Source organism: Poseidonocella pacifica (genome assembly GCF_900111875.1).
GTDB classification, from domain to species: Bacteria; Pseudomonadota; Alphaproteobacteria; order Rhodobacterales; family Rhodobacteraceae; genus Poseidonocella; species Poseidonocella pacifica.
This window is the reverse complement of record NZ_FOJU01000001.1, coordinates 420,155-433,191: the sequence shown is the minus strand read 5'-3', so window position 1 is coordinate 433,191 and position 13,037 is coordinate 420,155. Positions and strand designations below refer to the sequence as shown.

General features: G+C 62.2%; 10 protein-coding genes. 4 read left to right on the top strand and 6 right to left on the bottom strand.

Translation table 11 applies throughout. From position 1 onward, the window contains the following. The first annotated feature begins 160 nt into the window (after positions 1-160). The 3 genes from BM234_RS02050 (at position 161) to BM234_RS02040 (ending at position 3,222) form a co-directional block, all read left to right on the top strand. Complete coding sequence (locus BM234_RS02050) at positions 161-1,483, top strand: M23 family metallopeptidase (protein WP_092060129.1); 1,323 nt, start codon at positions 161-163, stop codon at positions 1,481-1,483. Further along, entirely contained in the window at positions 1,473-1,976 is a 504-nt protein-coding gene (locus BM234_RS02045) for a bactofilin family protein (protein WP_092060127.1), read from the top strand. The genes BM234_RS02050 and BM234_RS02045 overlap by 11 nt, the downstream gene beginning before the upstream one ends. Before the next feature lie 352 nt (positions 1,977-2,328). Further along, positions 2,329-3,222 carry a DUF1194 domain-containing protein gene (locus tag BM234_RS02040; RefSeq protein ID WP_092060125.1) on the top strand — a complete coding sequence of 298 codons (894 nt, stop codon included), beginning with the start codon at positions 2,329-2,331 and terminating at the stop codon, positions 3,220-3,222. Here BM234_RS02040 and glmM read toward each other — a convergent pair. The 3 genes from glmM to BM234_RS02025 are packed head-to-tail and all read right to left on the bottom strand — an operon-like array spanning position 3,219 to position 6,548. Further along, positions 3,219-4,571 carry a phosphoglucosamine mutase gene (glmM, locus tag BM234_RS02035; protein WP_092060123.1) on the bottom strand — a complete coding sequence of 451 codons (1,353 nt, stop codon included), beginning with the start codon at positions 4,569-4,571 and terminating at the stop codon, positions 3,219-3,221. The genes BM234_RS02040 and glmM overlap by 4 nt on opposite strands. Then, positions 4,568-5,578, bottom strand: a complete 1,011-nt coding sequence (gene folP / locus BM234_RS02030; RefSeq protein ID WP_092060121.1) for a dihydropteroate synthase — start codon at positions 5,576-5,578, stop codon at positions 4,568-4,570. Before folP ends, glmM begins: the two co-directional genes overlap by 4 nt. 40 nt (positions 5,579-5,618) lie before the next feature. Continuing rightward, positions 5,619-6,548, bottom strand: coding sequence for a dihydroneopterin aldolase (locus BM234_RS02025; protein ID WP_092060119.1), 930 nt, complete (start codon positions 6,546-6,548; stop codon positions 5,619-5,621). Positions 6,549-6,674: 126 nt separating this feature from the next. On the opposite strand from BM234_RS02025, the gene BM234_RS02020 reads away from it, so the two are divergent. After that, positions 6,675-7,433, top strand: coding sequence for a YkgJ family cysteine cluster protein (locus BM234_RS02020; protein WP_175501178.1), 759 nt, complete (start codon positions 6,675-6,677; stop codon positions 7,431-7,433). Here the strand turns inward: BM234_RS02020 and BM234_RS02015 are convergent. From BM234_RS02015 to glyS, 3 genes are all read right to left on the bottom strand, one after another. Next, positions 7,430-8,068, bottom strand: coding sequence for a cell wall hydrolase (locus BM234_RS02015; protein ID WP_245752444.1), 639 nt, complete (start codon positions 8,066-8,068; stop codon positions 7,430-7,432). The two genes, BM234_RS02020 and BM234_RS02015, sit on opposite strands and share 4 nt — an antisense overlap. Positions 8,069-8,206: 138 nt before the next feature. Beyond that, the gene (locus BM234_RS02010; protein WP_092060117.1) at positions 8,207-10,765 is read right to left on the bottom strand and encodes a putative PEP-binding protein; all 2,559 of its coding nucleotides are present in this window, start codon (positions 10,763-10,765) and stop codon (positions 8,207-8,209) included. 90 nt (positions 10,766-10,855) lie between these two features. Further along, positions 10,856-12,976, bottom strand: coding sequence for a glycine--tRNA ligase subunit beta (glyS, locus tag BM234_RS02005; RefSeq protein ID WP_092060115.1), 2,121 nt, complete (start codon positions 12,974-12,976; stop codon positions 10,856-10,858). Positions 12,977-13,037 lie beyond the last annotated feature (61 nt).

Genomic DNA, 13,037 nt, shown 5'->3' with positions numbered 1-13,037 from the left:
TCGGCGGAAAACTGCCAGTTGGACCCCGTTTTGCGCCGGGTTCCACGCAGGTGTCAGAAAAGCCTTTGCGAGCCCGTCGGCGCCCCGTTAATCATCTGCCCACGGCGCCGACGGGGACATTGGCGCGCCGGTAAAAGAGGTTGGCACGAAGGACGGGCACGTGATTTCACGTTTCAGACACAGACTTGATACCGCTCTAGAGCGCATACTTCCTGAACGACGCCTCTTCCTCCGATCCGATACCGAAACCCGTTTCATTCGTCTCAAACCGACATCGCAACTTGTTGCCCTTGCCGGAAGCACCGCCGTAATAGGGTGGGCGATCGTGGCGACCGCCGTTCTTACGATGGATAGCATCGGCTCCGGCAATTTTCGCGATCAGGCCAAGCGCGATCTGGCAACCTATCAGGCGCGTTTGAACGCCCTCTCGGAAGAGCGCGACACCCGCGCCGAAGAGGCCCGCGCCGCTCAGGAACGTTTCACCTCCGCATTGGCGCAAATCTCGACGATGCAGTCAGAGCTTCTGGCCTCTGAAGAGCATCGGCGCGAGCTTGAGAAGGGCATAGACGTCATTCAGGTCGGGCTTCGCCGGACGATGAAGGAACGCGATGCGGCCCGGATGGAGCTTCTTGCCACGCGCGGAGAGGGCGACCTTGGCGAAAGCGCGCCGCTCGACGGAGAAACCGCCGGGACTCTGGCGCATCTGACCGCCGCGCTTGAGCGCACTGCGAAAGAACGCGACTCCGTCGCGCGCGACGCAGAGCTTGTGGTTGGCCATGCGGACGAACTCGCCCTGCGTATCCGCCTCATGGAAGATTCCAACGACCAGATCTTCCGGCAACTCGAAGAGGCCATGACCGTCTCGGTCGAGCCGCTCGACAAGATGTTCCGCAGCGCCGGTCTCGATACCGACACGCTGTTGTCGCAGGTCAAGCGCCGCTACTCCGGTCAGGGTGGCCCGCTCACCCCGATCACCTCGACCATGGGACAGGCCCCGGGCCCCGACGCGCTGCGGGCCAATGGAATCCTGCAGGAACTGGACCGGTTGAACCTTTACCGCATCGCAGCCGAGAAGGCGCCCTTTGCCCTTCCCGTCAAGAACGCTTACCGCTTTACCTCTCCCTTTGGGTATCGCCGCGACCCCAAGACCGGCGGGCGCAGGATGCACCAGGGCGTAGACTTTGCAGCGCCCTCCGGTACCCCACTTTACTCCACCGCCGACGGCGTCGTGATCCATGCTGGGTGGAGCTCGGGCTATGGCCGGTTGGTGAAGATCAAACATGATTTCGGGATCGAGACACGCTTTGCGCATTTGTCCAAATTGCGTGTCAAAGTGGGCGATAGAGTCTCGCGCGGCGACAGGATCGGTGATATGGGAGCGTCCGGTAGGGTGACGGGCGTGCATCTGCACTACGAAGTCCTCGTCAACGGAACCCCCGTAAACCCGATGAGCTACATAAAGGCCGCGAGAGATGTTTTCTAAGAGCAAAATCAACGACCCCGCCCCCAAACCGCAGGAAAGCTCCTCCGCTCCCGCGCCGGGTGGCAGCACCTCCGCTCCTGTGCAGAGCAGCGCTCCGGCCCCCGCGCCGAAGGCCAAGCCGCCTGCTTCGAGCCTGTCTTCGGATCTGCATATCACCGGCAACATCAAGACGACCGGCGACATTCAGGTCGAAGGAACGGTTGAGGGCGATATCCGCGCGCACCTGCTGACCATTGGCGAAGGCGCAACGATCAAGGGCGAAGTTATTGCCGATGACGTCGTCATCAATGGCCGCATTGTCGGCCGCGTCCGTGGTTTGAAAGTTCGACTCACTTCGACCGCTCGTGTCGAAGGCGACATCATCCACAAGACGATCGCGATCGAATCCGGCGCACATTTCGAAGGCTCGGTCCAGCGGCAAGATGACCCGCTCAGCTCGGGCGGCCCGAAGAAGAGCGCCGCCCCCCAGCCGGCCACACGCGCCGAAAGCTGAGCATTCCTCACCTTTTCGAGATGACACAAACCCCGCAGGCCGCTGCGGGGTTTTTTCATCTTTCCTTTACGGAAACGACTCAGAAGTTAGGTCAAAATGGCTGACTGAAATGCTGCATCGCAGCATAAATTTCATGGATTTTCCGCACAAAAATTCGGCAGGTACCAAAAATCTGCACAATATGCGCGCCAACACCTCTGTGAAATTCGAAAAAGCGCGCTGTTAACCCTGCTTTCAGGGCTGCGAGCCACATCATGAAGCCAAGGCCCAGATCGCACGGCGCCAATACACAGCCAAACGGTCGGGTACCGCCCCTGTGTAGAAATGATGTGTATCAGTCACTGGATAGCCCATGTTGAACCGTTTTTCAAAGCCCGTTCGTACTCTTTTTCAGCTTGCCGCCATGGCCTGCTCCCTCACTGCACATGCAGGTCAAAGCGCGGCTGATGATGCGGTGGAGGTCGCGTTGGTTCTTGCCGTCGATGTCTCCTCCTCGGTTTCGGATCAAGAACGCCTGTTTCAACGGGAAGCTTACGCGACCGCGCTGACCGACAATCGTATCGCCCGCGCAGCCCTTGCCGGAGGCGGGATCGCGATCGGATATTTTGAGTGGTCCGGGCCATCGTCGCAGAGAATCCTCGTCCCCATGCGGACAATCCGAACCTTCGAAGAAATGAACGCCTTCGCGATGCAGATCCGTGCCATCGAGGATCAAATCGGCGATCCGATGCACTATGGTACAACCGCGATCGGCAACGCGCTCACCGCAGCGGCGACGATGCTCGAAAGCCATGAGGGCGATGCCGTCTATCGGGTGATCGATATTTCCGGCGATGGGCACAGCAATGCAGGTCATTCCGTGACGCATGTGCGTGACAACCTCGTTCGGGCCGGGATCACCATCAATGGTTTGCCCATAACGCGCGGAAACACTGCGTATCACGGGCCTGATGTCGGGTTATTCTATGAGCATTGCGTCATCGGTGGCGCGGGCGCATTCCATGTCGTCGCGGGAAGCTGGGAAGTGTTTCGCGATACGCTGATGTCCAAGCTGGTTCTGGAAATGGCCGGGCACCGTCTCGCCCCCGAAGAGCGGCGGTATTGGGCCTCACGCGCCGGAACCGCGCCACAAGGTCCGGCGGGCCTTATCCCCGCGACCCTGTCCCTTGATCTTGGTGCAAGCCGCCAGCCCAGCTTCGATTGCGAAGATCCCTCCCGGAACGCCGCGCTGTCGCCGTCGGACTAACTTCCGACCGCACGCTCTACTGCGTCTACGACGCCATCTACGACTTCGGTCAGAACGGCGTCGTCCTCACATTCCGCCATCACCCGAATAAGGGGCTCTGTCCCCGACTTTCGGATAAGAAGACGCCCCTGCCCGTCCAGCCGTGCCTCCGCCGCTTTAATCGCAGCTTTCACGCTACCCGCTTCCAGCGGAGTCTCACCCGCAGCATACCGGACGTTCTTCAGCAGTTGTGGCACCGTCTCAAAGTTACGGGCAAGTTCGCTCGCAGGTTTGCCTGTGCTGACCATCTCCGCAAGAAATTGTAGCGCGGCCATGAGACCATCCCCGGTGGTCGCGTAATCCGTCATGACGATATGCCCGGATTGCTCTCCGCCGAGGTTGAAGCCCCCCGCGCGCATCCGTTCGACCACATAGCGATCGCCCACCGAGGTACGTTCCAACCGCACACCGCGCGCGCCGAGATAACGCTCCAGCCCGAGGTTCGACATGACCGTTGCGACCAAGGCACCGCCCCGAAGCCGTCCCTCTTCTGCCCAACGCCCGGCCAGCAGCGCCATGAGCTGATCGCCGTCCGCCTTCTGACCGCGTTCATCGATCAGGATCACCCGGTCGGCATCCCCATCAAGACAGATCCCCACATGCGCGCCATGGGCAACCACCTGTTCAGCGGCGACCTGCGGATGCGTGGAGCCGCACCGGTCGTTGATGTTCTTGCCGTTCGGCGACACCCCGACGGGAATCACCTCTGCGCCCAGTTCCCACAGAACTTCGGGGGCCGCGCGGTATGCCGCCCCATTGGCGCAATCGATCACCACCTTCAACCCATCGAGTGACATGCCGTGGGGCAGCGTCCCCTTCACCCGTTCGACATAGCGAAAACGGCCGTCGTCGATCCGCTTGGCTCGTCCGATATTACCGGCGAGCGCCGGCTCTATCCCGGCATTCACCAGCGCTTCGATCTCCTGCTCCGCCTCATCCGACAGCTTGAATCCGTCGGGCCCGAAGAACTTGATGCCGTTGTCTTCGTGCGGATTGTGGCTTGCCGAGATCATGATACCCACATCGGCCCGCATCGAGGGCGTGAGCAATCCGACCGCTGGTGTCGGCACGGGCCCCAGCAACAGCACACTCATCCCCGTCGAGGTCAGCCCGGCGGTCAGGGCGTTTTCGAACATATAGCCCGACAGGCGCGTGTCCTTGCCGATCACCACCCGATGCGCGGCGGAGCCGTCACGGCGAAAGTAACGCCCCGCCGCCGCCCCGATCCGAAGCGCCATTTCGGCGGTCATCGGATGTGTGTTGGCGCGCCCACGCACGCCGTCCGTTCCGAAGAGAGTCCTGCCTGTCATGTCGTGCCTCCGATCGCGGCCCGGTATAGGTCAAGCGCCTGCCGGGTCTCTTTCATGTCATGAACCCGCAGGATCTGTGCCCCCTGCGACACCCCGGCCAATGCCACGGCAATCGATCCCGGCATGCGATCCGCGGCGACCGGGGCCTGTCCGATTGTCCCGATGAACCTCTTGCGGGAGGCCCCGAGCAGAACCGGCGCGCCGAGCCCGTGAAACAGGCTCAGCCGTGAGAGAAGCGCGAGATTGTGCGCCTGCGTCTTGCCAAAGCCGATACCGGGATCGACCACGATACGATGCCGAGGCACGCCCGCGGCCACGGCCGCCTCCAACCGTTCGGAGAGAAAATCGTAAACGTCGAGCAGCACATCGTCATAATCGGGCGCATTCTGCATCGTGGCTGGATCGCCCTGCGCATGCATCAGGCACAAGGGGACATTGGTTTCGGCCACCAATGACAGCAACTCCGGATCAAAGAGCAGCGCCGCGACATCGTTTACCATATCCGCACCGGCATCGAGCGCCGCACGGGCAACCGGCGCTTTTCGCGTGTCGATGGAGATGGGGGTGGCGATCTCTCTTCTGAGGGCGGTTATGATCGGCGCGGTGCGGCGGATCTCTTCTTCCGTCTCTACCTCCACAGCGCCGGGTCGCGTTGACTCTCCGCCTATGTCGAGGATATCCGCGCCACCCTCGATGAGCGTCCGCGCTTGCGACATCGCATTCTTGGGGTCCAGAAAACGGCCTCCGTCCGAAAAGCTGTCCGGCGTGACGTTGAGAATTCCCATGAGCCTTGGCCGGTCGAAGGACACCCCCATCAATGGCGCCCGGCGCGCGGTCAGGCGCGTCTGCCAATCCTCGGGCAGATCTTCTGCCGGAAGAACAACGGGCGCTGCGCCGCGTTCAAGGCGCTCCACGTGGCTGAACCAGCACCAGCCACCGGCGAGACGAAGCGCACCATCCGGCGCCTCCGGGCCACTTTGCGGGATGGGGCGAAAATAGACTGTCATGTATCCCTCTTGCGCCGACGATTTCAGGCCTGCGACCCTTTCAGACCGAAGGGCTTTCGGGTGCAACCAACGTGACCGGACACGGTGCGCCCGCCGGCGAAGCATCGCCAATCACGGTCAACTCCACCGCTTCCATCTCCTTCGCGAACCAGGTGATGAGGTCGAGCACGTCCCGGGGCCCGGCTTTGGGCCCATCAACGGCATCAAGCACCACCTTGGATGGGGCCCAAATGCTGATCTGGCCATTCTTCATGCCCCAGTCGAGTTCGGTGCGGGAGCCGACGACGACACAGCGGCGATCCTTGCTCGCCAGCATCCACGCATTCTGCTCAATGGCCAGAAGATCCACGCGGCGTTGCACCAGAGGCTTTCCCGCAATTTGCGGCGCGGGGAAATCCGCAGGTCCAACGCAAAGGATCGTAGGTTGGCCACCTGTATCAATCTGGTCGATCCACCCCTTGAGATGAGGCGAGGCAATCGCGGCATTCGAGAAATAGATGATGCGTGGATGCGGCGCGGGATCATCATCGCCGTCGTCTTCAAGATCACGCCGTGTCCGCACGATTTCCACCCCAAGCGCGCCGGGCCCGCGATCCAGCTTTTCGATGCGCACAAAGGCACGGACAGCTTGCGGTTCATGCAAGATCCGCTCTGCCACGCGATCGGCAAGTGTTTCCAGCAGGTTGAGCCTTTCGGCCGCGAGCGCGTGGGCAATCGCTTCGGTCACGCGGTCATAGGAAAGGATCCTGTCGACATCATCGCCAAGCGGCGCGTCGGAGGGCGCGACCTCGACCACCACGTTGAAATTGATCCGTTGCCGTACGCCGCGTTCAGCCTGAAACGCGCCAATCTCTACCTCCACAAGGTGATCGCGCAGGGAAATCCGGTCAAGTGGCCGACTTTGCCCCATGGCCGACGCTGCCGCGCGTTCATCGGGATGCGCAAAGGCAAGACGGATTTCGTTGGTCATGGCTCCCCCCTTGGACCGGGCCTGTTGGCTTCTTCTAGCAGGCTGTGCAAGGGCCTGCAAAGCTGTAGCTGGCGGGGCTTGCCGAGTGTTGCTGTATACGGCAAAACCGCGCCCAGAGGAGAGCCGATGCCCCAACCGCCCCGCGCCCGCCGCCGCCGTGCGACCAAGGAGAATCCCCGCGATACGGCGGCCCTTGTTGGCCGGGTCGAGCGTGCTTCCGTTTCTGGAATACGCCCCGAGATCGCCGATCGTGCGCGCCGGATGCTCATCGCTTGGCTTCGCCACGCAGCTTCCGTCGGGATGCCGTTTTCACAGGTGGTCAGACGACTCGCCTCTGGCGAAGCGGCAACACAGATCGCGCAGATCGACCTCGAGGATCAGGCCGCCCGTCTGGAGGGCATCGCTTGCGGCGCGGGCTGCGCCTTTTGCTGCATTCTCAACGGGGCAGATGGCGGTACGATCCTGGAGCATGAGGCGCAAAGAATGCATGCCGCGCTGCTCCCTTTCGCCGGATCACCTGATGGACGCGCGGCACATCCGGATGCCTGCGCCGCGCTCGACCCCGAAACCATGCGCTGTCGGGTCTATGAAGACCGCCCCATGATCTGTCGAAGCTACCATTCGACGAGCGCCGAGGCCTGCATGAAGAATGCGGATGGGATTCCGGCTGCGGGCACCGGTGTGCTTGGCGCACAGCCGCTTCATCTGACGCTGCAGGCGCTTGTTCGCGATGCCCTCACCGGTATCGCCCGGAGCCATACCTACAGCTTGGTGCAGGTCGGGCGCGGCACATCCGATGGTCTTTCCGAAGGGCCGGTTCTTGACGCAGCCCGTCACCCACCCCGCGCCCTGCGGGATGAGCTCAAACGCCTCGCGGGGCGTTAGTTCTGCGACAGCCGCGTAGGCTGGCGATAGAAGAGATGCACACCGATTTCGGCGGTACGGTCGAACTTTCGCGACCAGCTGGGGCGCACGTGCTTGGTATGATAGTGCGTCGCGCCCTCGGTCAGCACCTTCGGCGCGCCATCAAGCACCAGCCGCGCCACCTTCCCCACTCGTGTCCAGGCACGCGGTTCGGCGATGGTCTCTTTCTTGCCGTCGCACGTATAGGTGAACTGGCACTGGAACCGTTTGCCGGTGCCTTGCGTAATCACACCGCAGACGCTGTCGGGATAGCGCGAGCTGTCGACGCGGTTCATGATGACCTCGGCGACGGCGAACTGGCCGCGCACGGTTTCGCCACGCGCTTCGAAGTAAAGCGCCTCGGCGAGGCAACGCCATTCGTCGTTTCCCTTGGCCTTTGGCAGTGCCGCGAGGAACGCGCGATCATAGCTTACGCTCAACTGCCGGGCGGGCGGCATCGGTGTCGACAGAAGGCGCATCCGCTCTTCGGTGACCGAGGCAAGAGCTTCTCCTTCGGCAGCAGCAAGTTTCTCAATCTGTTCCGACGACATCGCCGGCACTGAACTGGAAGCAAACGTCAGGCAAACGCCCAACACCAGCATGTAAAAATTCTTCATCCCATCCCCCCGGATCGGTCAAATATGTCATGGTCAAGTCCGAGGCGGCGGATAACCCAGCATTTGGAATGCGTCTAGTCTGAGCGAATTTGCGCGAAATTCCGCTAAAAGGCTCCCGACTGAGCATTTTTGGATAACTCACTGGGTTTGGGGGGGTTTTTCTAAGAATGCCCGTTTTTTAAGCGCTATCTGACCGGCGGCAAGTCGCGCAACGGGCACGCGGAAGGACGAACAGGACACATAATCAAAGCCGGCTTCCGAGCAAAATGCGATTGATTCGGGGTTGCCCCCGTGCTCGCCGCAGAGGGACAAGGTCAAGCCCGGACGCGCTTCTCGGCCCCGCGCCGCGCCGATTTCCAGCAATTCACCCACGCCATCGATGTCGAGCGTATGGAATGGATCTTCGGGATAGACGCCTGCTTTCACGTAAGCTGACATGAATCGCCCTGCGTCATCGCGTGAGAGCCCATAGGTCATCTGGGTCAGATCGTTTGTGCCAAAGCTGAGAAAGTCCGAATAGGGCGCGATCTCGCCCGCGCGCAAGGCCGCCCGCGGGGTTTCAACCATGACGCCGAGGCGATAGTTCACCGTCCTGCCCGTCTCCATCTGAACCGCCGCCGCGACCGCTTCGACCCGCGTCTTGACCAGTTCCACTTCGCGGCGGGCGGACACGAGCGGGATCATGATCTCCGGCACGACCGCCTCGCCAGTAACGGAAACCGCAGCCTCGAAAATCGCGCGGGCCTGCATCTCATAGATTTCCGGCACCGTGATCCCAAGGCGCACGCCGCGCATCCCCAGCATTGGGTTATATTCCGCAAGCGCCTCCACCCGGCGGGTCACATCGGATAGAGGCAGGTCGAGCGCTTCGGCCAGATCGCGCAGACCGACCCGATCCGTGGGAAGGAATTCGTGCAAGGGCGGATCGAAAAGGCGGATACAGACCGGCAGCCCAACCATGATCTCGAAAAGCTCCTGAAAATCGGCTCGCTGCATTGGTAGGATGAGATCAAGCGCAGCGCGTCGGTCTTCCGCCGTATTGGCAAAGATCATCTCGCGCATCGCGGTCAGGCGTTCCGCGTCGAAAAACATGTGCTCGGTCCGGCACAGTCCGATGCCTTCCGCGCCGAATTTCCGGGCCAACCGGGCATCAGCGGGCGTGTCTGCATTGGCACGAATGCCGATCTCGCGGGAGGCATCCGCCCAGTCCATCAGCGCCAGAAAGGCATCGTCCATGGCCGGCTCCACCATGGATGGGCACCCGGCGAGCACGCTCCCCGTGCTGCCGTCCACGGTCAGGATATCACCCTCCCGAAACACCCGACCGTCTGGCATGCGCAATTCCTTGCTGTGAAGCATGAAGCCAATATCCGAGGCCCCCACAACACACGGCAGGCCAAGCCCCCGCCCGATCACCGCCGCATGGCTGGTCAAGCCGCCTCGCTCTGTCAGCACGGCCGATGCCGCATGAACCCCGCGCACATCCTCCGGGCTGGTCTCTCTGCGCACGAGAATGCAAGCCTCCCCCCGCGCCGCAGAGGCTTGCGCCGCGGCTGCGGTAAACACGATGGCCCCGCTCGCAGCGCCGGGGCTGGCCGCGACTCCGATGGCCAACACGTCGCGAGCGGCCTTGGGATCAACTTGGCGGTGCAGCAGTTCGTTGAGCGATCGCGGCGGAATGCGGAGCACAGCCTCTTCGCGGGGAATGATCCCGGTACGCGCAAGCTCCACCGCGATCCTAACCGCGGCCCGCCCACTGCGCACGACGGGCACGCCATCAAGGATATGCACCGCCCCGTTCTGCAGCGTGAATTCGACCTGCATCTCTTCGCGTAGCCGCACCCGCATCCGCTCAGCAGAGGCAATGAGATCGGCAAAAGCTTCCGGCGCGGCATCCTCCAACGACGGCCCGCGCGGATCGGCACCGAGAAAAAGCGCCTCCGCTCCCGGCTCCAACGCCTCGCGGCCTTGCGATTGGGACAGGTATCGCCCCGTGACAAGAGGCAGCCCGGTTTGCGAATTCACCAGTTGCAACACTCCGGACCCGCACACGCCCCGCCCCAGTCCGAACGCCATTCTCTGAACCACAAGGCCAAGACCTGCATCCGCAGGCGCGCCTTTGGATTCCCGCAAAAGTCGCGCCGTCGTCCCGCCCCAAGCGCGCGCCATGGATCGCAGCACTTCGCCCAATTGCAAGGCGGGATCTTGGGGAAAGGGCTCTTCCGTCTCTCTCTCATATGCGCGCAGCGCTTGCGCGAGTGCTTCGGTTCCAGCGTCAGGCAGATCGTCGAACATGTCCGGGTCGAGCCGCGCCACGTGGATCGCATAGGATTGCACAAAGCGCAGATAGAGGGAGGTCGCCGCGGCTTCACCTATCTTGTCCGACAGCACGGCACAGGTCGCATCCGACAGGCCGATGTTGAGCATCGCGCCGGGTCCGCCCCAATCGGGGTCCGCGCTGGAAGGACGCACGCACATCACCGGGCACTCTCCGAACCGGGCGACAAGCGACTTGAGATCGGGCATATCGCCCGATGCAATCCGGTTAACCGCCCCAAAAGAAAGCGCGACAGTGTCCGGCACGGGAAGATCCATGCGGATCAGCCGTTGCAGGCATTTTGCCCGCCCCCCGTGCGTCGCGCCCGAGATATTGGCCTCGGGCGTGATCGGGGTCACGTCAGGATTAACATGCTGCACTGCGCCGCCTCTCTGGATCCGCCGAAGGATAGAGGCCGCGCGACGCAACGCAAGCCCGCGGAGCGCAAGGCGACGATGCCCGACGGGGGACTAGCCCTCAATCCGGGTCAAATCGGCAACGAGGCTACAGACATCGCGTATCTGACCAAGCAGGTTCAGACGGTTGCGCCGCAGTACCGCATTTTCCGCATTGACCTGGACGGCTTCGAAAAACGCATCAATAGGCGCGCGAAGCGTGGCCATCCCTTGCATTGCGGCGGCAAAATCCTCTTGCCGCACCGCTTCGGCTATGGCAGGTCCGCGTGTCTCCAGCGCGTCGAACAGAGCAACTTCCGCTGCGTCCTTGGCAAACTTCGGGTCGGCCCCGTAGGAATATTCAACACCGTCGCTTTCTTCGGCCTGCGACAGGATATTGTTCGCCCTCTTGAACCCCTGAAGCAGGTTTTCCCCGTCATCGGTGCCAAGGAATCCGGCCAACGCACGGGTCCGGGCCACGACAAGCGCCAGATCGTCCGAGCCCCCCATCGCAAGGCAGGCATCAATCACGTCATGGCGCAGGCCCTCGTCCCGCAGATGAACCTTGAGGCGATCATGTAGGAAGGCGAGCAAACTCTCAGTTACCTCGGCCTGCCATGTGTCCGAAACCTCGACGGCATCATCGCGCAGTGCCAACGCCTCGACGTGCTGGCGAAGCGATGCCCCCAAAAGCGGGATCAGGGACAAGCGCAACCCGTTCACAAGTACCATTCGGATCACCCCGAGTGCGGCGCGGCGCAGGGCAAATGGGTCTTTTGAGCCGGTAGGCTTCTCATCAATCGCCCAGAATCCGGTCAGCAAATCGAGTTTGTCTGCAAGCGCAACAGCGACGGAGAGCGGCGCTTCGGGAACGGCGTCGGAGGGGCCGAGCGGGCGGTAGTGCTCCTCGGCAACAGCCGCCACATCGGCGTCAAAGCCCGCCGCCTTTGCATAGTAGCGCCCCATAAGGCCCTGCAACTCGGGGAACTCATACACCATTTCAGAAGAAAGATCGGCCTTGGCGATGCGCGCGGCGCTCTCTGCCTTGTCGGGATCGGCACCGACTGAAGGCGCGATTTCCCGCGAGAGTGCCGCGATACGGTCGATCCGTGCCGCTTGGCTGCCTAGCTTGTTCTGGAAGGTGACGGACGCAAGTGCCTGCTGCCACGGCACAAGCTTTTGCTCCTGCGCGATGCGAAGATCGTTCGTCCAGAAGAATTTGGCGTCAGAGAGACGCGCCGCAAGCACCTTTTGGTTTCCCGCAAGGATCGTCGCACCGTGATCCGCGGTCTCTGTATTTGCCACCGTGATGAAACGGGTGATCTTGCCCGTCTTGTCACGAACGGAGAAGAATTTCTGATGCTCCTTCATCGATGTCTGCAAGACCTCGGGGGGCAACTCCAGAAACTCAGCGCCGATTTCCCCCATCAGCACCACGGGCCACTCGACCAGTCCGGCAACCTCGGACAACAGCCCCCGGTCATCCACAACCTCAAGCCCGGCAGCGAAGGCTTGGTTCGTGGCATCGTGCCAGATGTGCTCCGCCCGCTCCTCGGGGTCGAGCATGACCTTGGCAGATTTCAACTTGGCGGCATAATCGTCGAACGACGATACGGCAAACCTTGCAGGGGCTAGGAAACGGTGACCGAATGTCATGTTTCCCGCCGTGATCCCGTCGATTTCAAGCGGAACGACTTCGGTATCGCCCGCGTCATCGGTGAGAATGCAGAGGATGGAGTGTAGGGGCCGCACCCACCGCAGGGATCCCGCCCCCCAACGCATGGACTTGGCCCACGGGAAATTGCGTATTGTGGCGTCAAGCACCTCTGCAACGATCTCCGCTGCGGGGCGTCCCGGCTTGGTGATCGTGGCGAAATAAACCGCGCCCTTCGGGGTTTCACGCTCTTCAAGGTCGTCGCGTGCAATTCCGGCGCCACGGCAAAAGCCCTCGATCGCCTTTTCCGGCGCGCCGACTTTCGGGCCCTTGCGCTCTTCTCGAACAGTCGGGCTTTCCCCCAAGAGGGCTTCGACATTAAGGGTGAGGCGGCGGGGCGTCGCGAATGCGCCAGCGCTCCGGTACGTCAACCCGGCATCGACCAAACCGCCGGTCATGAGTTCCTTGAGATCCTTGGCCGCGCGGGCCTGCATCCGTGCAGGAATTTCCTCGGAGAATAGTTCGATCAGCAGATCGGGCATGGCCTCACCAAACGCTTGGGCCCGCGCGACTTGCCCGCGCGGGGGTGGCAGTTTGGAGGGT

What these genes read in the sequence shown, in the direction of transcription:
- BM234_RS02045 (WP_092060127.1), top strand. Translation starts at nt 1,473, where the DNA reads ATGTTTTCTAAGAGCAAAATCAACGACCCCGCCCCCAAACCGCAGGAA.
- BM234_RS02040 (WP_092060125.1), top strand. Translation starts at nt 2,329, where the DNA reads ATGTTGAACCGTTTTTCAAAGCCCGTTCGTACTCTTTTTCAGCTTGCC.
- glmM (WP_092060123.1), bottom strand. Translation starts at nt 4,571, where the DNA reads ATGACAGGCAGGACTCTCTTCGGAACGGACGGCGTGCGTGGGCGCGCC.
- folP (WP_092060121.1), bottom strand. Translation starts at nt 5,578, where the DNA reads ATGACAGTCTATTTTCGCCCCATCCCGCAAAGTGGCCCGGAGGCGCCG.
- BM234_RS02025 (WP_092060119.1), bottom strand. Translation starts at nt 6,548, where the DNA reads ATGACCAACGAAATCCGTCTTGCCTTTGCGCATCCCGATGAACGCGCG.
- BM234_RS02020 (WP_175501178.1), top strand. Translation starts at nt 6,675, where the DNA reads ATGCCCCAACCGCCCCGCGCCCGCCGCCGCCGTGCGACCAAGGAGAAT.
- BM234_RS02015 (WP_245752444.1), bottom strand. Translation starts at nt 8,068, where the DNA reads ATGAAGAATTTTTACATGCTGGTGTTGGGCGTTTGCCTGACGTTTGCT.
- glyS (WP_092060115.1), bottom strand. Translation starts at nt 12,976, where the DNA reads ATGCCCGATCTGCTGATCGAACTATTCTCCGAGGAAATTCCTGCACGG.